The 21,868-nt window shown below is 66.2% G+C and carries 23 protein-coding genes; 15 read left to right on the forward strand and 8 right to left on the reverse strand.

The window, feature by feature from the left end; all coding sequences use genetic code 11:
* Nucleotides 1-43 precede the first annotated feature (43 nt).
* Both eno and ftsB read left to right on the forward strand, forming a co-directional pair.
* Complete coding sequence (eno, locus tag ACV22V_RS04175) at nucleotides 44-1,327, forward strand: phosphopyruvate hydratase (protein ID WP_011885396.1); 1,284 nt, start codon at nucleotides 44-46, stop codon at nucleotides 1,325-1,327.
* Between the two features lie 82 nt (nucleotides 1,328-1,409).
* A complete protein-coding gene (ftsB, locus tag ACV22V_RS04180; RefSeq protein ID WP_059690942.1) occupies nucleotides 1,410-1,835 on the forward strand; it encodes a cell division protein FtsB in 426 nt (141 codons plus the stop codon).
* A gap of 94 nt (nucleotides 1,836-1,929) precedes the next feature.
* Here ftsB and ACV22V_RS04185 read toward each other — a convergent pair whose 3' ends face one another.
* From ACV22V_RS04185 to ACV22V_RS04195, 3 genes are all read right to left on the reverse strand, one after another.
* A complete protein-coding gene (locus tag ACV22V_RS04185) occupies nucleotides 1,930-2,289 on the reverse strand; it encodes a hypothetical protein (RefSeq protein WP_059535824.1) in 360 nt (119 codons plus the stop codon).
* 138 nt (nucleotides 2,290-2,427) lie between these two features.
* Entirely contained in the window at nucleotides 2,428-3,378 is a 951-nt protein-coding gene (gene hslO, locus ACV22V_RS04190) for an Hsp33 family molecular chaperone HslO (RefSeq protein WP_059535822.1), read from the reverse strand.
* A gap of 25 nt (nucleotides 3,379-3,403) precedes the next feature.
* Entirely contained in the window at nucleotides 3,404-3,928 is a 525-nt protein-coding gene (locus ACV22V_RS04195; RefSeq protein ID WP_059702236.1) for a gamma carbonic anhydrase family protein, read from the reverse strand.
* Nucleotides 3,929-4,072: 144 nt separating this feature from the next.
* Between ACV22V_RS04195 and ACV22V_RS04200 the strand changes: the two genes are divergently transcribed.
* From ACV22V_RS04200 to ACV22V_RS04250, 11 genes are all read left to right on the forward strand, one after another.
* Nucleotides 4,073-4,930, forward strand: a complete 858-nt coding sequence (locus ACV22V_RS04200) for a ferritin-like domain-containing protein (RefSeq protein WP_448013111.1) — start codon at nucleotides 4,073-4,075, stop codon at nucleotides 4,928-4,930.
* A gap of 197 nt (nucleotides 4,931-5,127) precedes the next feature.
* Nucleotides 5,128-6,018, forward strand: coding sequence for an alpha/beta fold hydrolase (locus tag ACV22V_RS04205; RefSeq protein ID WP_059690939.1), 891 nt, complete (start codon nucleotides 5,128-5,130; stop codon nucleotides 6,016-6,018).
* A gap of 82 nt (nucleotides 6,019-6,100) precedes the next feature.
* Nucleotides 6,101-6,931, forward strand: coding sequence for a 3',5'-nucleoside bisphosphate phosphatase (locus ACV22V_RS04210; protein ID WP_059535814.1), 831 nt, complete (start codon nucleotides 6,101-6,103; stop codon nucleotides 6,929-6,931).
* Between the two features lie 72 nt (nucleotides 6,932-7,003).
* Nucleotides 7,004-7,636 carry an L-threonylcarbamoyladenylate synthase gene (locus ACV22V_RS04215; RefSeq protein WP_059535812.1) on the forward strand — a complete coding sequence of 211 codons (633 nt, stop codon included), beginning with the start codon at nucleotides 7,004-7,006 and terminating at the stop codon, nucleotides 7,634-7,636.
* Between the two features lie 45 nt (nucleotides 7,637-7,681).
* The gene (locus tag ACV22V_RS04220) at nucleotides 7,682-8,344 is read left to right on the forward strand and encodes a site-2 protease family protein (RefSeq protein WP_059690936.1); all 663 of its coding nucleotides are present in this window, start codon (nucleotides 7,682-7,684) and stop codon (nucleotides 8,342-8,344) included.
* 8 nt (nucleotides 8,345-8,352) lie between these two features.
* Nucleotides 8,353-9,555 (forward strand): tryptophan--tRNA ligase, encoded by a 1,203-nt coding sequence (locus ACV22V_RS04225; protein WP_059690935.1) that lies wholly within the window; start codon nucleotides 8,353-8,355, stop codon nucleotides 9,553-9,555.
* Nucleotides 9,556-9,564: 9 nt separating this feature from the next.
* Nucleotides 9,565-10,167 carry a class I SAM-dependent methyltransferase gene (locus ACV22V_RS04230; protein WP_448013112.1) on the forward strand — a complete coding sequence of 201 codons (603 nt, stop codon included), beginning with the start codon at nucleotides 9,565-9,567 and terminating at the stop codon, nucleotides 10,165-10,167.
* A gap of 47 nt (nucleotides 10,168-10,214) precedes the next feature.
* On the forward strand, nucleotides 10,215-11,117 hold the full coding sequence (dapA, locus tag ACV22V_RS04235) for a 4-hydroxy-tetrahydrodipicolinate synthase (protein ID WP_059464169.1): 903 nt from the start codon (nucleotides 10,215-10,217) through the stop codon (nucleotides 11,115-11,117).
* Between the two features lie 111 nt (nucleotides 11,118-11,228).
* Nucleotides 11,229-12,374 (forward strand): outer membrane protein assembly factor BamC, encoded by a 1,146-nt coding sequence (bamC, locus tag ACV22V_RS04240; protein WP_059535804.1) that lies wholly within the window; start codon nucleotides 11,229-11,231, stop codon nucleotides 12,372-12,374.
* Between the two features lie 4 nt (nucleotides 12,375-12,378).
* Complete coding sequence (locus tag ACV22V_RS04245; protein WP_448013113.1) at nucleotides 12,379-13,155, forward strand: MBL fold metallo-hydrolase; 777 nt, start codon at nucleotides 12,379-12,381, stop codon at nucleotides 13,153-13,155.
* Between the two features lie 114 nt (nucleotides 13,156-13,269).
* On the forward strand, nucleotides 13,270-13,452 hold the full coding sequence (locus tag ACV22V_RS04250; protein ID WP_162499716.1) for a hypothetical protein: 183 nt from the start codon (nucleotides 13,270-13,272) through the stop codon (nucleotides 13,450-13,452).
* Nucleotides 13,453-13,472: 20 nt separating this feature from the next.
* On the opposite strand, the gene ACV22V_RS04255 is transcribed toward ACV22V_RS04250, so the two are convergent.
* Nucleotides 13,473-13,718: a hypothetical protein gene (locus ACV22V_RS04255; protein WP_011657350.1), complete on the reverse strand. Its 246-nt coding sequence runs from the start codon at nucleotides 13,716-13,718 to the stop codon at nucleotides 13,473-13,475.
* Between the two features lie 54 nt (nucleotides 13,719-13,772).
* Nucleotides 13,773-14,993 carry a cupin domain-containing protein gene (locus ACV22V_RS04260; RefSeq protein WP_059690931.1) on the reverse strand — a complete coding sequence of 407 codons (1,221 nt, stop codon included), beginning with the start codon at nucleotides 14,991-14,993 and terminating at the stop codon, nucleotides 13,773-13,775.
* A gap of 32 nt (nucleotides 14,994-15,025) precedes the next feature.
* On the opposite strand from ACV22V_RS04260, the gene ACV22V_RS04265 reads away from it, so the two are divergent.
* A complete protein-coding gene (locus ACV22V_RS04265; protein ID WP_059535798.1) occupies nucleotides 15,026-15,568 on the forward strand; it encodes an FKBP-type peptidyl-prolyl cis-trans isomerase in 543 nt (180 codons plus the stop codon).
* Here ACV22V_RS04265 and ACV22V_RS04270 read toward each other — a convergent pair.
* Together ACV22V_RS04270 and mutS are read right to left on the reverse strand one after the other, a co-directional pair.
* The gene (locus ACV22V_RS04270; protein ID WP_448013114.1) at nucleotides 15,548-16,819 is read right to left on the reverse strand and encodes a hypothetical protein; all 1,272 of its coding nucleotides are present in this window, start codon (nucleotides 16,817-16,819) and stop codon (nucleotides 15,548-15,550) included. The two genes, ACV22V_RS04265 and ACV22V_RS04270, sit on opposite strands and share 21 nt — an antisense overlap.
* Nucleotides 16,800-19,457, reverse strand: a complete 2,658-nt coding sequence (mutS, locus tag ACV22V_RS04275; RefSeq protein WP_448013115.1) for a DNA mismatch repair protein MutS — start codon at nucleotides 19,455-19,457, stop codon at nucleotides 16,800-16,802. The genes ACV22V_RS04270 and mutS overlap by 20 nt, the downstream gene beginning before the upstream one ends.
* A gap of 450 nt (nucleotides 19,458-19,907) precedes the next feature.
* Between mutS and ACV22V_RS04280 the strand changes: the two genes are divergently transcribed.
* A complete protein-coding gene (locus ACV22V_RS04280; protein ID WP_059535791.1) occupies nucleotides 19,908-20,798 on the forward strand; it encodes an amino acid ABC transporter substrate-binding protein in 891 nt (296 codons plus the stop codon).
* A gap of 68 nt (nucleotides 20,799-20,866) precedes the next feature.
* Here the strand turns inward: ACV22V_RS04280 and ACV22V_RS04285 are convergent, their stop codons facing one another.
* Entirely contained in the window at nucleotides 20,867-21,772 is a 906-nt protein-coding gene (locus ACV22V_RS04285; protein ID WP_059690927.1) for a helix-turn-helix transcriptional regulator, read from the reverse strand.
* Nucleotides 21,773-21,868 lie beyond the last annotated feature (96 nt).

Raw genomic sequence — 21,868 nt, forward strand, 5'->3', positions numbered from 1 at the left:
CATCGCAGTTTGAAGAATCCATCGTCATTCTCAGAGGAAACCCATGAGTGCAATCGTAGATATCATCGGCCGCGAGATTCTGGATTCGCGCGGCAACCCCACCGTCGAATGCGACGTGCTGCTCGAATCGGGCACGATGGGCCGCGCGGCGGTGCCGTCGGGCGCATCCACCGGCTCGCGTGAAGCGATCGAACTGCGCGACGGCGAAGCCGGCCGCTACAACGGCAAGGGCGTGCTGAAGGCCGTCGAGCACATCAACACCGAAATCTCCGAAGCCATCATGGGCCTCGACGCGTCGGAACAGGCGTTCCTCGACAAGACGCTGCTCGAGCTGGACGGCACCGACAACAAGTCGCGCCTTGGCGCGAACGCGATGCTGGCCGTGTCGATGGCCGTCGCGAAGGCTGCGGCTGAAGAAGCCGGCCTGCCGCTGTACCGCTACTTCGGCGGCTCGGGCGCGATGCAGCTGCCCGTCCCGATGATGAACATCGTCAACGGCGGCGCGCACGCGAACAACAGCCTCGACATCCAGGAATTCATGATCGTCCCGGTGAGCCAGCCGACGTTCCGTGAAGCCCTGCGTTGCGGCGCGGAAGTGTTCCACGCGCTGAAGAAGATCCTGAGCGACCGCGGCATGAGCACGGCAGTCGGCGACGAAGGCGGCTTCGCGCCGAACTTCGGCAGCAACGACGAGTGCCTGTCGACGATCCTGCAGGCGATCGAGAAGGCCGGCTACCGTGCCGGCGAAGACGTGCTGCTCGCGCTCGACTGCGCGGCATCCGAGTTCTACCACGACGGCAAGTACCAGCTCGCGGGCGAAGGCCTGCAACTGTCGTCGGCCGAATTCACCGACTACCTCGCGACGCTCGCCGACAAGTTCCCGATCGTGTCGATCGAGGACGGCATGCACGAAGGCGACTGGGACGGCTGGAAGCTGCTGACCGAGCGCCTCGGCAAGAAGGTGCAGCTCGTCGGCGACGACCTGTTCGTCACGAACACGCGCATCCTGAAGGAAGGCATCGAGAAGGGCATCGCGAACTCGATCCTCATCAAGATCAACCAGATCGGTACGCTGACCGAAACGTTCGCGGCAATCGAAATGGCGAAGCGCGCCGGCTACACGGCCGTGATCTCGCACCGCTCGGGCGAAACGGAAGATTCGACGATCGCGGACATCGCGGTCGGCCTGAACGCCGGTCAGATCAAGACGGGTTCGCTGTCGCGCAGCGACCGCATCTCGAAGTACAACCAGCTGCTGCGCATCGAGGAAGACCTCGGCGATATCGCGAGCTACCCGGGCAAATCGGCTTTCTATAACCTGCGCTAACGCGCTACTATCGGGTTCGTCATCTCGACGCCGCTCTGTGCATGTTGCGCGGAGCGGCGCTTCTTATATCTGCGTCTCCTACATGCGGCTTGTCACTGTCGTCCTGATTGCCTTGCTGGCGCTCATTCAGTACCCCCTATGGTGGGGACACGGCGGCTGGTTGCGGGTGCACGAATTGCGCCAGCAGCTCGGCGATCAACTGCAGAAGAATGCGGACGAGAAGCTGCGCAATGAACGGATCGCGGGCGAAGTGCAGGATCTGCAGGGCGGTACCGCGGCCATCGAGGAGCGCGCGCGCTACGAGATGGGCATGGTGAAGGACGGCGAAGTATTCGTGCAGTTCGTGTCGCCGAATGCGCCGGCCGCGCCGCTGAACAACACGCCTTCGAGCACGTCGACGCGCGGTACGGTGTCCTCGGCGCCCGTGCGCGTCGTGCCGAACCCGCAATCGATCGCGAAGCCGTCGCGGCATCACGGCGGCGAGAAGGGCAAGGCCGCGCATCACTGAGCGCGGGAGTCCGAACCATTGAAAAAGCGCGGGAAATGCCGCGCTTTTTTATTTCCTGTCAGTCTTCAATCGAGTCGGTCGACGCGATCACGCATCACCACCACCAGCCCGGGTAACCGTAGCCATAACCGATGCCGGTGCCCCACCGGTTTCCCCAACCGCCGCCGTAATAGCCGCCGTAGACGGTCACGGGGGGCGGCGAGTAATACGCCCAGGCGCGCGCGGCGGCCTCGGCCGCCATCGCGTCGTTCTGCTCGCGCAGCACCTGCCGGTCGATTTCGTCGTAGCGTTTGCGCTCCGCGCTCGACAGCGCGGGCGGCTGGCCGCCCGATGCGCCCGGTTCGGGCAGCCGGCTCAGGATCGTCGACGAAGGCGGCTGCACCGCGCAGCCGGCGAGGGCCAGTGTGCTGGCGGCGACACTGGTCAGGACGAGGGTGCGGAATGGGCGATTCATGTATTTCTCCAGCAGCGCGCCGACAGCGGAAAGCGGTTTGCGCCGAAGGCGGGACCTCCGGCGCCTGAGCCGTGCGTGCGACGCTCGTGCGTCATTATGCGCCCGCGCGCGCATGGCTCGCACGGGCGCGCCGCTCACTCAGTGACGCTGATCGGTCGCGGGCGTGATGCCGGTCGCGAGTTCCGGCGCGGCGAACAGCTGCGCGACGTCGACGGGATCGAACTCGTAGCGCTGGTTGCAGAACTCGCAGTGGATCTCGACGTGACCGCGCTCGACGATCACGCTGTCGACTTCGTCGCGGCCGAGCATGCGCAGCATCGCGCCGACCTTCTCGCGCGAGCACGAGCACTGGAAGCGCGTACCGGCCGGGTCGAAGTGCTGCACGTTTTCCTGCCAGAAGAGCCGGCGGAACACGACTTCCGGTTCGACCTCGAGCAGTTCCTTCGCGGACAGCGTGCCGCCCAGCGTGCAGACGCGCTCCCACGTGTCGGCGTCGGTCTCGGCGTTGCGCGGCACGATGCCGCCGTCGCCCGGCAGCTTCTGCAGCAGCATGCCGACCGCGCGGTCGCGATCGGCCGCGAGCCACAGCCGCGTGTCGAGCTGCTCCGAGTGATGCATGTAATGCTCGAGCACTTGCGACACCGATTCGAGCGGACCGTCGACGCCGTTCAGCGGCACGATGCCCTGATACGGCTGCTGGCCCGGCAGCTTCTCGGCCGGATCGAGCGTGATCACGCAACGGCCGTGGCCGCTCGCGTTGACGAGCGACGCGAAGTGCGTGTCGTCGCCGATCGTCTGCGCGACGTCGCCGGCGAACTTGGCCGTGGCGCGCATCGACAGGTCCGAGCCGCACTGGACGACCAGCATCTGGACCGGCCCGTCGCCGAAGATCTGCATGATCAGGGTGCCGTGAAATTTCAGGTTCGCGGACAGCAGCGCACACGCGGCCATCATCTCGCCGAGCACCGTGCGCACCGGGGCAGGGTAGTCACGGCGGGAAAGCACCTCTTGCCACGTGTTGCGCAGCGACACGATCTCGCCGCGCACGGGTGCCGAATTGAACATGAATTTCTGTAACTGGTCGCTCACTCTTCTTCCTTGAAATCCGCGCGAATCAGCCGATCCGCACGAGTTGCTCCTTGAAATGCGCGCGTCGTTCGACGTACGTCTTCGCATTTGCGCGCAGCCGCGCGACGTCGTCCGCCGACAGCTCGCGCACGACCTTCGCCGGGGCGCCGAGAATCAGCGAATTGTCCGGGAACGTCTTGCCTTCCGTCACCACCGCGCCGGCACCAACCAGACAGTTGCGGCCGATGACCGCACCATTCAAGACCACCGCCTGAATCCCGATCAGCGAACCTTCGCCGATCGTGCATCCGTGCAGCATCGCCTGGTGCCCGATCGTCACGTTCTCGGCAATCGTCAGAGGAAAGCCGGGGTCCGTATGCAGGACCGCGCCTTCCTGGACGTTGCTGCCGGCACCGACCGCGATCGTCTCGTTGTCGCCGCGAATCGTCGCGCCGAACCATACGCTCGCGTTTTCCTCGAGCACGACCTTGCCGATGATGGCCGCCGTATCGGCGACGAATACGCTTTCGTGGATCGTCGGGGCCGTCTCGCCCAGTTTGTAGATCGTCACGGAGTCTCCTGGTCTCTTCGGTGATGGGCGCCGGTAGAATGGCGCGTCTGGCGTGCCGGGCGCATTGCGTGGCGGCACAAACGCATATTGTAAACCGTCGCGTGCATGCGCTCCCGCGATGCGCACGGGCGGTGCCCCCGCTTGATGAACATGGAGCCTTCTACTTTCATGGCTGCGCCGCACTGCGTGCGACGCACCGCGCTCGACGCGCTGCGGATGTCCGAGCCGGCCGCGAAGGCCGCTCGGGTCCGCGCGCTGCATGACGCGCTGCTGGCCGGGCAGGCCGCGATCGTACCGGCGCTCGATCTGGACGAACCGACCGACCTGCCCGGCCGTCCGGCGCGCCCGCCGCTCGTCGAGCCGCGCCAGCTCGAGCGCCGCAGCATGCGCTCGCCCGCGGGGCGCGCGGTGCTGCTGCACGCCCTCGCGCATATCGAATTCAACGCGATCAACCTCGCGCTCGATGCCGTGTGGCGCTTCGCCGGGATGCCCGACGCATTCTATGCGGACTGGCTGCAGGTCGCGGCCGAGGAGGCCCATCACTTCACGCTGCTGTCCGAGCGGCTTGCCGAATTCGGGCATGCATACGGTGATTTTCCCGCGCACAACGGGCTGTGGGAGATGTGCGAGCGGACCAAGGCCGATGTGCTCGCGCGGATGGCGCTCGTGCCGCGCACGCTCGAGGCGCGCGGGCTCGACGCGTCGCCGCCGATCCGCGCGCGGCTCGTGCAGGCGGGCGACGACGCGTCCGCGGCGATCCTCGACGTGATCCTGCGCGACGAGATCGGCCATGTCGCGATCGGGAATCGCTGGTTCCGGTACTTGTGCGACGAGGCAGGTCGTGATCCGGTGCCGGCCTACCGCGAGCTCGCCGAGCAGTACCATGCGCCGCGACTGCGCGGCCCGTTCAATTTCGACGCGCGTCGCATCGCGGGGTTCGAGCAGGCGGAGCTGGACGAACTCGCCGCGCAGGACGCGGCGGACGGCAAGGCGGCCGGTTAGCGCGGCGGGCCGCCGGGCTCCCGACGGGCGGGCGAACGCTGTCGCCGCGCCGGCCTCGCGGATCGTTCAGCGGCATGTCCGCGGTGTCCGCATGCCGATTCCACACGCCGGCGCTAGAGAGCTGCCTCGACTGCCAGGCGCCGGAACGGAAGCGCCATCGCTATAATCGAACGATCATTCTTTTTTTGGCGACTGCAATGAGTGCCTCGAGTTCTGTTTCCGATTTCGTCACGGTGCGCGGCGTCAAGCTGCATGTGCGGCGCTGGGGCCGGCCCGATGCGCCGACGCTGTTCATGCTGCACGGCTGGATGGACGTCGCGGCATCGTTCCAGTTCGTCGTCGACGCACTCGCGGGCGACTGGCAGGTGATCGCGCCGGATGCGCGCGGCTTCGGCCTGTCCGACTGGCCGGTCGCGAGGCAGGGCGGCGGTCATTACTGGTTCCACGAGTACCTGGGCGACCTCGATGCGCTCGTCGATCACTATGCGCCCACCGGCGAAGTCAATTTGATCGGGCACAGCATGGGGGCGAACGTCGTGTGCCTGTATGCGGGCGCGCGCCCGGAGCGCGTGCGGCGCGTGGTCGACCTCGAAGGGTTCGGGCTCGCCCCCGCGCGGGCCGAACAGGCGCCGCGCCGGCTGCGCGGCTGGCTCGACGAGCTGCGCGAGCCGCCGGTGTTGCGCCCGTACGCGTCGCTCGACGACGTGGCGGCCCGGCTGATCAAGACCAATCCGCGGCTCGAACCGCGCAGGGCCGCATTCCTTGCCGGGCACTGGTCGAAGCGTGGCGACGACGGCCTCTACCACCTGCTGGCGGATCCCGCGCACAAGATGGCGGGCCCGCAGCTGTACCGGCTCGACGAAGTGATGGCCGTCTGGAAGCAGGTGCGCGCGAAGGTGCTGCACGTCGAGGCCGTCAATTCGCCGACGCTCGCGTATCTCGCCGGCGACATCCCGCTGCCGGAGTTCAAGGCGCGCTTCGACGCGTTCCCCGATTGGCGCGAAAAGCTCGTCGAGGATGCCGGACACATGGTTCATCATGACCAGCCGGAGCAGATCGCGGCGCTGATCGAGGCGTTTTGCGCGTAGGCCGGCGGCGGCGGCGGCGGGGCAGGCGGGCGGCGCAATTGCCGCATTGCAGTAGAATGAAGCTTCACCTGCCATACCGACAATGAACGCTGATCTCCACTGCCATTCGAATGTTTCCGACGGGTTGCTGTCGCCTGCCGACGTCGCGCGCCGCGCCCATGCCGGCGGCGTGACCCTGTGGGCGCTGACCGACCACGACGAAATCGGCGGCCAGGCAGCGGCGCGCAGCGAGGCGGAGGCGCTGGGGATGCGCTACCTGAGCGGCGTCGAGATTTCGGTTACGTGGGCGTCGCGCACCGTGCATATCGTCGGGCTGCACATCGATCCGTCGAACCCGACGCTCGTGGACGGCCTCTACCGCACGCGCCACGGCCGCGCCGCCCGTGCACGGGCGATTGCCGCGCAACTCGAGACGCTCGGCATTCCCGGCGCGTACGAAGGCGCACTCAAGTACGTATCGAATCCCGACCTGATCTCGCGCACCCACTTCGCGCGCTTCCTGGTCGAGAACGGTCATGCCGAATCGACCTCCGATGTGTTCGACCGCCTGCTCGGCGACGGCAAGCCCGGGTTCGTCCCGCACCGCTGGGCGACGCTGTCCGACGCCGTTGCATGGATTCGCGCGGCGGGCGGCGAGGCCGTGGTCGCGCACCCGGGCCGCTATCGCTACACGCCGGTCGAATTCGATGCGTTTTTCGGCGAATTCATCGATCTGGGCGGCCGCGCGATCGAGGTCATTACGGGCAGTCACACGCCCGACCAGTACCGCGAATACGCGGACGTCGCGCGCCGCTTCGGCTTCGAGGTGTCGCGCGGCTCGGATTTCCATGCGCCGGGCGAGGGCCGCATCGAGCTCGGTAGCCTGCCGCCGTTGCCGCCCGACCTGAAACCGCTCTGGGAGCGCTGGCTCTGACGTACCGCGGCCGCTTGCCGCCGGCGCTGCCGCCCAGGCGCGCATCCGACTTCTCCCTCTTTACGTGTCCCCATGTCCCAGTTCTTCAGGATTCATCCGGATAATCCGCAGCCGCGCCTGATCAAGCAGGCCGCGGACATCGTCAGCAAGGGCGGCGTGATCGCGATGCCGACCGATTCGAGCTACGCGCTCGCGTGCCACCTCGACGACAAGGACGCGGTCGAGCGCGTGCGCCGCATCCGTGGCCTCGACGAGAAGCAGCATCTTTCGCTGCTCGTGCGCGACCTGTCGGAACTGGCGAACTTCGCGATGGTGGACAATCGTCAGTACCGGCAGATCAAGTCGGTGACGCCGGGCCCGTACGTATTCATCCTGCAGGCGACGAAGGAAGTGCCGCGCCGGCTGTCGCACCCGTCGCGCAAGACGATCGGCCTGCGCGTGCCCGACCACGCGATCACGCTCGCGCTGCTCGAATCGCTCGGCCAGCCGCTGCTCGGCACGACGCTGATCCTGCCGCCGGACGACGAGCCGCTCAACGATCCCGACGACATCCGCGCGCGGCTCGAGAAGCAGGTCGATCTCGTGATCGACGGCGGCGCGTGTCCGCGCGAGCCGTCGACGGTGATCGACCTGACGGGCGACGAGCCGCAACTCGTGCGCGCGGGGCGCGGCGCGCTCGAACCGTTCGGGCTTTCGGCCGCGTAAGCGCCTTTCATTTTTGCGCGAGTGCGCTTGTTACAATAACGCGATATGGACGCTTCCCTGATACAGACCATCGCCGTCTACGCGCTGCCCGTGATCTTCGCGATCACGCTGCACGAGGCCGCGCACGGCTATGCCGCACGCCTGCTCGGCGACAACACCGCCTACATGATGGGGCGCGTGTCGTTCAACCCGATGCGCCACATCGATCCGATCGGCACGATCGCGATCCCGCTCGCGATGTATTTCCTGACGGGCGGCGCTTTCCTGTTCGGCTATGCGAAGCCGGTGCCGGTGTCGTTCGGCAACTTGCGCGATCCGCGCTGGGGCAGCCTGTGGGTATCGCTGGCGGGCCCGGCCTGCAACTTCGTGCAGGCACTGATCTGGGGCGTGCTGACCATCGTGCTGCCCGCTGCCGGCATCGACGAGCCGTTCTTCACGCGGATGGCCTACGCAGGCGTCAGCGCGAACCTGGTGCTCGGCGTGCTGAACCTGTTTCCGCTGCCGCCGCTCGACGGCGGCCGCATCCTGGCGGCGCTGCTGCCGCCGAAGCAATCGATCGCGCTGTCGCGCATCGAGCCGTATGGTTTCATCATCGTCCTCGTGCTGGTCATGACGGGCGTGCTGACGAACTTCTGGCTGCGTCCGCTCGTGAACGCCGCGGCCGGCGTGCTGAGCGCCATCCTGTCTCCCTTCGCCTCGCTTTTCTAACGACAATCATGTTCCCAGATCGTATTTTCTCCGGCATGCGACCCACCGGGTCGCTGCACCTCGGCCACTACCACGGCGTGCTGAAAAACTGGGTGAAGCTGCAGTCCGAGTACCCGTGCTTCTTCTGCGTGGTCGACTGGCATGCGCTGACGACGCACTACGAAACACCCGAGGTCATCGAGAAGAACGTGTGGGACGTGCTGATCGACTGGCTCGCGTCCGGCATCGATCCGGCGCAGGCGACGCTGTTCATCCAGAGCAAGGTGCCCGAGCATGCGGAACTCGCGCTGCTGCTCGGCATGAGCACGCCGCTCGGCTGGCTCGAACGCGTGCCGACCTACAAGGAGCAGATGGAGAAGCTGAAGGACAAGGACCTGTCGACCTACGGCTTCCTCGGCTACCCGGTGCTGATGGCGGCCGACATCCTGCTGTATCGCGGCTCGCTCGTGCCGGTCGGCGAGGACCAGGTGCCGCACGTCGAGATGACGCGCGAGATCGCGCGCCGCTTCAACTACCTGTACGGCCGCGAGCCGGGCTTCGAGGAGAAGGCGCTCGAAGCCGCGAAGAAGCTCGGCGGCAAGCGCGCGAAGCTTTATCACGAGCTGCGCAACGCGTATCAGCAGGAAGGTGACGACGAGGCGCTCGAACAGGCGCGCGCGATGCTGCAGGAATCGCAGAGCCTGTCGATGAGCGACCGCGAGCGCCTGTTCGGCTATCTCGAAGGCGCGCGCAAGATCATCCTGGTCGAGCCGCAGGCGATGTTGACCGAAGCGTCCCGGATGCCGGGCCTCGACGGCCAGAAGATGTCGAAGTCGTACGGCAATACGATCGGCCTGCGCGAGGATGCGGAGACGATCACGAAGAAGGTGCGCACGATGCCGACCGATCCGGCGCGCGTGCGCCGCACCGATCCAGGCGATCCGGACAAGTGCCCGGTGTGGCAGCTGCATCAGGTCTATACGGACGAAACGACGCACCAGTGGGTGCAGAGCGGCTGCCGCTCGGCGGGCATCGGCTGCCTCGACTGCAAGCAGCCGGTCGTCGAAGGGATCCTGCGCGAACAGCAGCCGATGCTCGAGCGCGCACAGAAGTACATGGACGATCCGTCGCTGCTGCGTGCGATCGTCGCGGACGGCTGCGACAAGGCGCGCAAGCACGCGGTCGAGACGATGCGCGACGTGCGCGAGGCGATGGGCCTGTCGTACACCTGACCTGACGGCATGCGCGAACCTGTCATTGCCGCCGCGGGCGGCCACGTCGCCCAGACCGAACCGTCGCGCTGGGTCGCCCGCTGGTCGCGGCTCGTCCCGGCGGGCGGCGCGGTGCTCGACGTCGCCGCGGGCGGTGGCCGCCATGCACGTTGGTTTGCGTCGCACGGGCATCCGGTCGTCGCGCTCGACCGCGATCCGGCCGCGCTGGCCGCATTGCGCGCGATTCCCGGCGTCGATGTGCGCGACGCCGATCTCGAGGGCGCGCCCTGGCCGCTGCCGGCCGGCGCGTCGTTCGCGGCAGTGATCGTCACCCATTATCTGCATCGCCCGCTCTGGCCCCAACTGCTCGATGCGGTGGCGCCGGGCGGCGTGCTGATCTACGAAACCTTCGCGCAAGGAAACGAAACGGTCGGCAAGCCGTCCAATCCCGCGTTCCTGCTCGCCCCGGGCGAGCTGCTGGACGCGGTGCGCGGCCGCCTGCGGGTGGTCGCGTACGAGGACGGATTCGTCGCCGCGCCGCGCGAGGCGTTCGTGCAGCGCGTCTGCGCGGTACGCGAGGGCGCGACCCCGACGGCGGGGGCGGGAATTCCACGTTACGAACTGCCCGGCTAATCCGCTACAATCTCAACGTTTACCGGTACATCAATCAATCGCGTTTCATGGCTAACGGCACCCAAGACGGCATTCAAATCCGCGGCAGCATCCCCGCGATCGTCACCCCGATGCTCGAAGACGGCAGTCTCGACCTGCCGGCGTTTCGCAAACTGATCGACTGGCACATCGCGGAAGGCACCGACGCACTCGTCGTGGTCGGCACGAGCGGCGAGTCGGCAACGCTCAACGTCGAAGAGCACATCCTGATGATCCGCACGGCGGTCGAGCATGCGGCGAAGCGCATCCCGATCATCGCGGGCGCGGGCGGCAATTCGACCGCCGAGGCGATCGAACTGACGAAGCATGCGAAGGCCGTCGGTGCCGACGCGACGCTGCAGGTCGTGCCGTACTACAACAAGCCCACGCAGGAAGGGATGTACCGGCACTTCAAGACGATCGCCGAAGCGGTCGACCTGCCGGTGATCCTGTACAACGTGCCCGGCCGGACGGTCGCGGACATGGCGCACGAGACGACGCTGCGCCTCGCGCAGGTGCCGGGCATCATCGGCGTGAAGGACGCGACCGGCAACATCGATCGCGCCGCGCACCTGATCAAGGCCGCGCCGAAGCATTTCGCGATCTACAGCGGCGACGATCCGACCGCGATCGCGCTGATGCTGCTCGGCGGCCACGGCAACATCTCGGTGACGGCGAACGTCGCGCCGCGCGCGATGAGCGACCTGTGCCGCGCCGCGCTGGCCGGCGACGTCGCAACGGCGCGCGAGCTGCACATGAAGCTGCTGTCGCTGCACAAGAACCTGTTCGTCGAGGCGAACCCGATTCCGGTGAAGTGGGCGCTGCAGGCAATGGGCAAGATGCAGGGCGGCATCCGCCTGCCGCTCACGCCGCTCGACGAGCGCTGTCACGATGTCGTGCGTTCGGCCCTCGTCGAGGCCGGCGTCCTCTGATGCTCAGGCGGCCGTGTCCTGCGGCCGCCGGCTCGACCCCTCATCAACCCGCACCGGCCGGCTCCGTCCGGCGCCGCTCCTGACGAGCGTTCTAGCAAGACGAAGGATTTCATGAAACGTTTCGCCTTTTCCTCTCGCGCCATCCAGGTTTCGGTGGTGGCGCTGGCGCTGGGCGCGCTCGCCGGCTGCGATACGCTGAACGATTATCTGGCTCCTGACCGGGTCAACTACAAGAACACGGGTTCGGCGCCGCCGCTCGCGGTGCCGAGCGACCTGAAGCCGGTGCCGACGACCCAGCAGTTCGTCGCGCCGCCGAGCAACGCCGGTCTCGGCACGCTGCCGCCGCGGGCGACGACCGCCGCCGGCAACGCGACCGACGGTGTCCCGAGCGCGCAGGATCCGCTCGGCATGCATATCGAGCGCGACGGCGACCGCCGCTGGCTCGTCGTGGACGGGCGCACGCCCGAGCAGCTGTGGCCGATCCTGAAGGAATTCTGGCAGGAGAACGGCTTCTCGCTGAAGACCGACGCACCGTCGACCGGCATCATGGCTACCGACTGGGCCGAGAACCGCGCGAACATTCCCGACGACTGGTTCCGTCGCACGATCGGCAAGGTCATCGACTTCGCTTACTCGTCGGGCACGCGCGACCGTTTCCGTACGCTCGTGAACCGCACGCCGGACGGCAACACCGACATCTCGATCACGCACAGCGCGATGGAGGAAATGATGGTCGGCCCGCAGGGCGGCACGTCGTCGCGCTGGGAAGAGCGTCCGCGCAATCCGGTGCTCGAGGCCGTGTTCCTGTCGAAGCTCATGCAGAAGTTCGGCCTGAGCGACGCGCAGGCGAAGCAACTGCTGACCGATGCGCGTCCCGCGACGGCGCCGGCGCAGGTCAGCGATACGAGCAGCGGTGCCGCGACGCTGCAGCTGGCGGAATCGTTCGACCGTGCATGGCTGCGCGTCGGTCTCGCGCTCGACCGTACCAACTTCGCGGTCGACAATCGCGACCGCGAGAAGGGCGTGTACACGGTCCGTTATGCGAACACGATGGAAGAGCTCAAGCGCGACGGGCTGTTCGGCAAGCTGTTCTACGGCGGCCCGTCGGCGGCCAAGCCGGGCAAGGAATACCTGGTCAACGTGCGCGCGCAGGGCAGTGGCGGCACGCAGGTCGCGGTGGTCGACGCGAACGGCAAGGTCGACAACTCGTCGGACGCGCAGCGGATCATTTCGCTGCTGCATGCACAGTTGAACTGATCGCGTGCGCTTCGCCAGCCTCGGTAGCGGCAGCGAAGGCAACGCGCTGGTCGTCGAGGTCTCGAGCGGCACGACGACCACCCGCGTGCTGCTCGACTGCGGTTTTTCAGCGAAGGAGGTCGAGCGCCGCCTCGGCCGCCTGAATCTCGCCATCGACGATCTCGATGCGATCCTCATCACCCACGAACACAGCGACCACGTCGGTAGTGCGCTGACGCTCGCGCGGCGCGGGTCGCTGCCGCTCTACATGAGCTGGGGCACGGCACGCGCGGTGGGCGCGGACGAAGCCGATGTCGATCTCCACGTATTGTGGGGCGACGAGACGGCCGCGATTCGCGATCTGGCCGTGATGCCCTATACGGTGCCCCATGACGCGCGGGAACCGCTCCAGTTCGTCTTCATGGACGGTTGCAGCCGACTCGGCGTGCTGACCGACGTCGGAATGGCCACACCGCATATCACGGCCGTTCTGAGCGGTTGTGACGCGCTGGTGCTCGAATCCAACCACGATACCGAGATGCTCGCCGGGAGCCGCTATCCGCAGTCGCTGAAGGCGCGGATCGGCGGCAATCACGGCCACCTGAGCAACGACGCCGCCGCGGGCATCCTCGCATCGCTCGAACGCAGCCGCCTCCAGCACTTGGTCGCGGCGCACCTGAGCCAGCAGAACAACCGGCCCGAGCTGGCCCGCCAGGCATTGGCCGGCGTGCTGGGAACGGACGGGGAGGAAATCGTCGTGGCCACGCAGGACGCGGGCTTCGACTGGCTGACGCTCGGCTGAGCGGGTGCAGGTAGGGCGTACAGGACGGCTCCTGGCCGGCCTGGCTGCCGGAAATGATGCGCGTAACCGACAGACGTAAAAAAACCGGCCCGAAGGCCGGTTTTTTTTCAGCTGATGCTGAGGCTTACTGGCTTGCGCCCGAAGCCGGAGCAGCCGTCGCTGCCGAAGCAGCCGACGCCACAGCAGCAGCTGCGTCGCTCGCAGCAGCCGTCGCCGACGAAGCAGCAGCCGAAGCGTCGCTCGCAGCACCAGCAACTGCCGAAGCAGCCGACGAAGCAGCAGCCGATGCGTCGCTAGCAGCCGACGAAGCAGCTTGATCAGCGCTCTTGTTGCAAGCAGCCAGTGCAACAGCAGCCAACAGGGAAGCTACGAGGAGGGATTTCTTCATGATCACGTCCTTTTATGGTTAAAGGTAAGCAACAGCGCGAAACAATACCGGTAATGTGCTCCAACACCGACCTGGGCCGCTGGTGGAGACGCACTTCTAGAGCGTGAATCTTCCCTACGGCTTGGGCGGAAATTATATGCACTTTCCTATCGACCGTCGACAAATGCGGGGTCAATACGTTGTCTTTCCCATACAGAATTTGATCTGCACGGGCATACGGGGAGGCTCACTAAATCCGGTTTCCGACCCGTATCCAGCCCGCACAATACCACTCGTGCAGCAAGGCTGTCATTGAGGGAACCCGGGATAGTGTTACAAACCGTTTCGCCTCCATGTGGCGCAGATTGGCCAGTTCGGGCAGCCATTCGCCGGCCTGCTCGAGCGGTTCTTCCTCGCCATTAATGAAGTACGAGCGCGCGTTATACATCAATGCGGCCCGTCTGTCGAGATACACGCCCCGCCGCGACGCCTGTGCGACGAACGCGGCCTCCGACAGCGGACGCGCCGGCGGCTCGAATACGACGTTTGATTTGGGTTCGCTCAGGTAGCAACCGAGGAATTCGGCGACGTCGCGCTTGCGCCAGCGGATTGCATCGACGATCTCGGCGACGCGCTCGACCATCGCCGGCGGCAGTTGCGCAGGCGTGTCGACCGCCGGCTGCTTCGGGTCGCGGTAAAGCGCGTCGCCACGCTCGTCGCGCAGGCCGCCGCGTTCCGCGAGGTAGTACAGGAATTGCGCGCCCAGCTCCCCGGCGGACGGCGCCCGAAAGCCGATCGAGCAGGTCATGCATTCGCCTTCGGCCACGCCGTCGTGCGCGATGTGCGGCGGCAGGTACAGCATGTCGCCCGGCTCCAGCACCCACTCGTCGCTCGGCTCGAAATGCTCGAGGATCTTCAGCGGGACGTCCGGCTGCAGCGACAGGTCCTTCTGCGCACCGATGCGCCAGCGGCGCCGGCCCTCGACCTGCAGCAGAAATACGTCGTACGAGTCGAAGTGCGGGCCGACGCCGCCGCCGTCGGTCGCGTACGAAATCATCAGGTCGTCGAGGCGCGCGTCCGGGATGAAGCGGAAGCGGTCGAGCAGCGCGCGTGCCGCGTCGACGTGCAGGTCGAGCCCCTGCACGAGCAAGGACCAGGACTTGCGCGAAACGGCAGGCAGCGCGCCCGGCTCGAACGGACCGTGGGCCAGTTGCCACTTGTTACGAAAATGGGTGATCAGTCGCGATTCGGCGTCATAGTCGGCTGCGAGCTCGAACAGGGCGTCGCGCGTGACCGGCGGCTTCACGCCGGGGATCGCCTGACGGATCAGCAGCGGCTTCTTCTGCCAGTAGCGGCGCATGAATTGCGCCGGCGAGAGGCCGCCGAGCAGCGGCGTGGGAAGATCGGAAGGCGGCGCGCCGAGCGGGGCGGCAGCGGTATCCCGCGGTTCGGCTTGAGACCGGTTGCGCATCGTATAATGAGACTTGTATTTGGGAGAATTGGATGAAAATCGCAAAAAACACCGTCGTGTCGGTCACTTACAAGCTGTCGGATGCGCAAGGCAATCTGATCGAGGAAAGCGACGAGCCGATGGTTTATCTGCACGGCGGCTATGATGGCACGTTCCCCAAGATCGAGGAACAGCTCGACGGCCAGGAGCCTGGCTACCAGGCGCAGATTCAGCTCGAGCCGCAGGACGCGTTCGGCGACTACGATCCCGAACTCGTGAAGATCGAGCCGCGCGATCGTTTTCCCGAGCCGATCGAAGTGGGCATGCAGTTCGAAGGCACGCCGGAAGACGGCGACGAGGAAGTGGATTCGCTGATCTACACGGTCACCGACATCGCCGAGGACAAGGTCGTGCTCGACGGCAACCACCCGCTCGCGGGCATGGCGCTGCGTTTCGCGCTGACGGTCAAGGACGTTCGCGAAGCGACCGAGGACGAGATCGAGCATGAGCACGCGCATGGCGCGGAAGGCCTCGAAATCGTCGACGAGGACGAAGACGAGGACGGCGAAGCGCCGTCAGGGCGTACCCTGCACTGAGCTGGCGGGCAGGCCCGGCGCCGGCCCTGAAGCAGGGGGCGGCACGGGCCACGAAGCGCCGCCCGGAGTCGTGCCGTCGCCCTGCAGTGGCGGCGCGACCGACGACGAGTCGGGCAATGCCGGCAAGGCCGGGATTTCCGGCATCTGCGGCAGCGGGACCTCGTCGCGCGGCACGGCCGGCAGCGCGGGCGGAATCGGCAGATTCTTCGGGACGTCCTGCACGCTCACGTTGAAGATGGTCTGCCGCGCCGGCGACACGTTGACCTTCACCCACTGATTCGCCGGATGACGCGGTCCGATCGCGACACGCGTCACATTTCCCACCAGCACGCCGTCGTCCGCATGCAGCGGGCGATCGATCAGGAAGCCGTTCGCAAGCGGCTCGCTGCTCGCGTGCATCACCAGGATCGGGCCGCGGAATGTCGCTGCCGCCTTCACCAGCGTTCGTTTCAGTTCACGAAAGCCGTCGCGGACGCGCGGCCGGTTGAAACGCAACCACGCAAAGCGTTCGGCACGCTCATAGCGGTCGAACTGCGGATCGCCTTCGAACATCACCACCATCGCGCGCGCTTCGCGCCGCTTCGCATATTCGGCCGCGTGGTCGATCCAGAAGCCATTCGCGATGATGCGGTCCTCGAATTCGCCGTTGCGCCCGCCGGCCGTCAGGTAGTGATTGTTCGGCGCCGGTGCGTTCAGCGTGACGTAGACGACGTCGTCATGCAGCCAGCGCGCGTTTTCACGATAGGGCCGGAAGCGGGCGACTTCGCTTTCGCGCGTGATCTGCAGCGCGCCGGGGTCGGGCTGCGCCGCGTCGGCCAGCAGCGTCTGACGCAGGAAGTCCAGGCGTTCGACCGGGTCGTAGCTGCCGCCTGCCGCCGTGTTGCACGTCACCCAGTCGTCGTGACCGGGAATGAACACGAGCGGCACGCGCGATGCATCCAGGATCGCGCCGCGCTGCGTATACAGCGAATCGCGGCAGGCTTCCTTCGCACCCTTGATGTTGCCTGCATAGACGACGAAGGCCAGATTGCGCTCGCGCGCGATCGATTCGAACAGCCGCTGTGCGGCAGGTTCGTCGGCCGGTGCGTCGATGACGCCCGACACGACCGCGAACGAATAGGGGGCGGCGGCTCGTTTGGGCGGCGCGGCCAGCGCGCCGGCCTGCGCCAGCGCGAGCATCGCCGCGACCAGCGCAGCGGTGGCCCGGGCCGGCCAGCCCGACGGGGTGCGTTTATGCGTGCCCGTCGGCATCGTGCGAGCGGACGAGCGTGCGCAGTTCGTACAGCAGGTCGAGCGCGTCGCGCGGCTTGAGGTCGTCGGGATCGATGTCGCGCAGCCTTTCGAGTGCCGGATGCGGAATGTCGGACGGCGCGGGCGCATCCGCGCATTCGAGTTCGTCGGCCGCGGCGGGCGGCGCGCTGAACAGGTCGAGCTGCGGCGTATGCTGCGTGGCCGACTGCTGTTCGAGATATGCGAGATGCTTGCGCGCGGCGCGGATCACCGGTGCCGGCACGCCCGCGAGTTGCGCAACCTGCAGCCCGTAGCTCTGGTTCGCCGGGCCTTCGTTGACCGCATGCAGGAATACGATGCCGTGACCGTGCTCGACGGCTGACAGATGGACATTGGCCGCTTGCGGGAATTCCGCGGGCAGTTGCGTCAACTCGAAGTAATGCGTCGCGAACAGCGTGTAGCAGCCGTTTTGCGCCAGCAGATGGCGCGCGATGGCCCATGCGAGCGCGAGGCCGTCGAACGTCGACGTGCCGCGGCCGATTTCGTCCATCAGCACGAGGCTCTGCGGTGTCGCGTCGTTCAGGATCGCAGCCGCTTCGGTCATCTCGACCATGAAGGTCGAGCGGCCGCCGGCGAGGTCGTCGGCCGCGCCGATCCGCGTGAAGATCCGGTCGATCGGGCCGAAGCAGGCCGACTTCGCCGGCACGTAGCTGCCGACGTACGCCATCAGCGCGATCAGCGCCGTCTGCCGCATGAAGGTCGACTTACCGCCCATGTTCGGGCCGGTGATCAGCAGCAGTTTGCGCTCGGCGCCGAATCGGCAGTCGTTCGCAATGAACTGCTCGACCTGCGCTTCGACGACGGGGTGACGCCCCTGTTCGATCTCGATGCCGATTTCGTCGGTGAAGGCGGGCGCAACCCAGTCGAGCGTGCGGGCGCGCTCGGCGAACGCGGCGAGCACGTCGAGCTCCGCGAGCGCCGACGCGACGCGCTGACACTCGGCAATGAACGGCAGCAGTGCCTGCAGCACGCCGTCGTACAGCGCGCGCTCGCGGGCCAGCGCGCGTTCCTGCGCGGACAGCGCCTTGTCCTCGAAAGTCTTCAGTTCGGGCGTGATGTAGCGCTCGGCGTTCTTCAGCGTCTGGCGGCGGCGATAGTCGTCCGGCACCTTGTCGGTCTGGCCGCGCGTGACCTCGATGTAGAAGCCGTGCACCTTGTTGTATTCGACGCGCAGGTTCGCGATGCCGGTGCGGGTACGCTCGCGCGCCTCGAGATCGATCAGGAACTGCCCGCAGTTCTCGGAGATGTCGCGCAGCTCGTCAAGCTCCGCATCGTAGCCGCGCGCGATCACGCCGCCGTCGCGCACCATCGCGGCAGGCTCGGGGGCGATCGCGCTCGTCAGCAGGTCGAGACATTCGGCGGGCGGCGCGAGCGCCGCATCGACACGCGCGAGCGCATCCGCGTTCGCGACGATCGCGCCGATGCGTTCGCGCAGCGCGGGCAGCGCCGCGAACGTGTCGCGCAGGCTCGACAGATCGCGCGGGCGTGCGGACAGCAGCGCGAGACGCCCGGTGATCCGCTCGACGTCGGCGATCTGGCGCAGGGCGGTTCGCAGTGCGTCGAGGCTCGCGTTCACGGGCGCCTCGAGCAGCGCGCCGATCGCTTGCTGGCGAGACTGCGCGGCGACGGACGCGCGCGGCGGGTGATGCAGCCAGTGGCGCAGCAGGCGGCTGCCCATCGTCGTGCAGCAGGTGTCGAGCAGCGAGTACAGCGTCGGCGATTCGGTGCCGCGCAGCGTTTCGGTCAGTTCGAGGTTGCGGCGCGTTGCCGGATCGAGCCCGATGTATTCGGTTTCGTTCTCGACCTTCAGGCTGCGCACGTGACGCAGTTGCTGCCCCTGTGTGGCGGCCGCGTACAGCAGCAGTGCGCCGGCAGCGCCGCATGCGCTCGTCAGCGAATGCGCGCCGAAGCCGTCGAGGCCCGCGACGTCGAGCTGGTCGCACAGGCGCTGCGTGCCCGACGCGATATCGAAGTGCCATGCCGGCACGCGCTTGATCGCGCCGGCGCCGGCGGGCACGGCGTCAGTCGCGCCGTCAGCCGTGAGGATCTCGGCCGGCCGGATGCGTTCGAGCGCGGCACCGAGCTGCTCGGGTTCGATTTCGGCGAGCCGCAGCGCGCCGCTTGCGAGGTTCAGCCACGCGAGGCCGATGTTGACCGCCACGCCACGCTTGTTGTGCCCCGTGCACATCGCGAGCAGGTAGACGTCGTTCTTGTCGGACAGCAGCGCCGCGTCGGTCAGCGTGCCGGGCGTGACGACGCGCACGACCTTGCGTTCGACCGGCCCCTTCGACGTCGCGGGGTCGCCGATCTGCTCGCAGATCGCGACCGATTCGCCCATCTTCACGAGCTTCGCCAGATACTGTTCGACCGCGTGATGCGGGACGCCGGCCATCTTGATCGGCGTGCCGGCCGATGCGCCGCGTTGCGTCAGGGTCAGATCGAGCAGACGCGCCGCTTTCTCCGCATCCTCGAAGAACAGCTCGTAGAAGTCGCCCATCCGGTAAAAGACGAGCGTGTCGGGGTGATCGGCCTTGATGCGCAGGTACTGCTGCATCATCGGAGTGTGGCCTGCAAAGGCCTCGGGCGACAGCGTGGTCATAGATCCGGCATGAATTTGTTGCTTGAGTTGCCCCGAGTTTACCAGTGGCTTCGACGAATTCGGTCGAAGTTGGCCGATAGGCCAGCAGATCGCGCGATACGGCTCCGTGTCCGGCATCGATTCCTGGCCGCTCGGATGGTCCCAAGGGATGGCGCCGGTGTTTGTCTTGCCGGCATGACGCTGATGAATCAGCCAAGGCGGGCAGGCGGCCTGTCGGCCAACCGGATCTCGATACGACTTGCAGCGTCGCGCTGAAACCCTCTCCGGGCACTCGTTCCAAGACGGCCGCGCTGTTGACCTGAATCAATCGGGGGCGATCGACTCCGCTTAAAGTGAATTCACGTCGGAATCGATGGACGCGCGGCAAGGGATACGACGTGCGGTCCGCTACTGACGGAGACGGCTCGGCAAATCGAGCTTCTGCAGAGAAAACGTCGTGAAAGAGGCATCATGAGATCCCCATCATTTGCCATGCTCGCCGCGTTATTCGCGGGGTACGCCGTGTCGATGACTGCCAATGCGCAGACGTTGGACAAAATCTCCCGGTCCAATCAAATCGTCGTTTCGTACAGGGAAGCCGCCGTGCCGTTCAGCTATCTGCTGACACCGCATAAAGCCGTCGGCTTTTCGATGGACGTAACGGAAGCAATCGTCGACGACGTTCGCAAGGCACTTCGCAGACCGGATCTGAAGGTCGCTTATGTGCCGGTCACCGGTCAAAATCGAATTCCGCTGCTCGTCAATGGCACCTACGATCTGGAGTGCGGGTCGACGACCAACACGTCGGCGCGTGGCAAGGACGTCGCGTTTTCGATCAATTACTTTTATGCCGGCACGCGGCTGATGGCCAAACGAGCGTCGGGCATTGGCGACTATGCCGACCTCGCGCATAAGGCCGTCGCGACAGTCGGCGGGAGTACGAACGAAAAAACGCTGCGGCGCCAGCTCGAAGCGCAGCACATCGATGCCGAAGTCGTGCTGACAAGGGACTACGCCGACGCACTAAAAATCGTCGCGGACGACAAAGCGGCAGCGCTCGCCCTCGATGACGTGCTGCTTTACGGGCTCAGGGCCAACGCGGACGACCCGAGTGCGTGGGCCGTGGCAGGAGACGCGCTGCAGGTGGAGCCGTACGCATGCATGGTGCGCAAAGACGATCCGGCGTTCAAGCGACTCGTCGATGGCACGCTCACTCGGCTCATGAAGAGCGGCGAATTCACTCGCCTGTACGCAAAGTGGTTTGAATCGCCGATTCCGCCACGCGGCGCGAATCTCGACATGCCGATGAGCGCGGCGCTAAAGGGAAATCTGGTCACGCGAAGCGATCGACCTGCACAGTGACGAGCCATCGGCCGGGCGCAGGTCTTGGCGTAGCGTCGTGCGCCAGGACTTGTCGAATCATGCGATCCTCAAGCGTTGTCCGTGCGCCAACGACGCGGCGTCACGCCGGTGACGCGCGTGAATGTTCTCGTGAAGTGGCTCTGGTCGGCGAAGCCGCATGCGTCCGAGATCATTTGCAGGGGCATGGACGACGTGCGCATGTACATCATCGCTCGCTCGATACGCTGGTTGATCAGCCAGCGATGGGGCGGTAACCCGGTGGTCTGATGAAAGGCTTTGACGAAATGGCCGCGAGACAGGCCGCATGCTCTCGCCACGTCGGCAATCGAGATGTTCCCGGTAAGGTGTTCGAGAAGAAGTCCTTTCGCCATTCGCTCCTGCCACGCCGTGAGTTTGCAGGTTGACTTCTCCCGGCGCTCGCTGACGCCGCCATACAGGCGCGCGACATGCGCCTGGAAGGCGAGCGCGACGTGGTCGATAAAGAGCTGAGACGCATGCTCGGGCCGCGCTAAAGCGGGGAGCAGAGCCTGGCCCAGGCGATGGATGATCGGATCCGTCGCACTCAAGTGCGGCGGCAAGTAAAGCTGTGGTCGCTGTCTGCCACCGATTTCATCGACCGTCTCCTCCAGCGTTCGGCGAGGGAGGTGAAAATGGATGCAGTCGAACGCCCCCTTGAGGTCGGAAACCCATCTGCGATCGAGGTCATGAATCGTGACGGTCCCCGCGTCGTAGGGGACGAAACGGGCAACACGTCCGTCAAGCCACAATTCCTGTTCGCCGAACGCGCGCAATTGCAGCACGATGAGATCGGCGTCTTCAAGTTCATATGGCGCAGTTCGGCCAATATTTCTACGAGATGTCTTCAGTCGGCTGATGCCGACCTGGGAATGCGGCAAGGTTTGCGTGACCACGCTTTGCCTGAGGTCAGCCGGCATGAAATCAGATGACGCGTTGTCCGACTGTGCGGCGGCCATGGATGCGGGGAAACGTAGAGGGCTTGGCCGCGAAGTATACCAAAGCGAAATTTGGCCCGGCGCCAGTCGTGTCCGGCACATCGGCCTCTGAATGGC

It is taken from the genome of Burkholderia sp. AW33-5 (assembly GCF_053427615.1).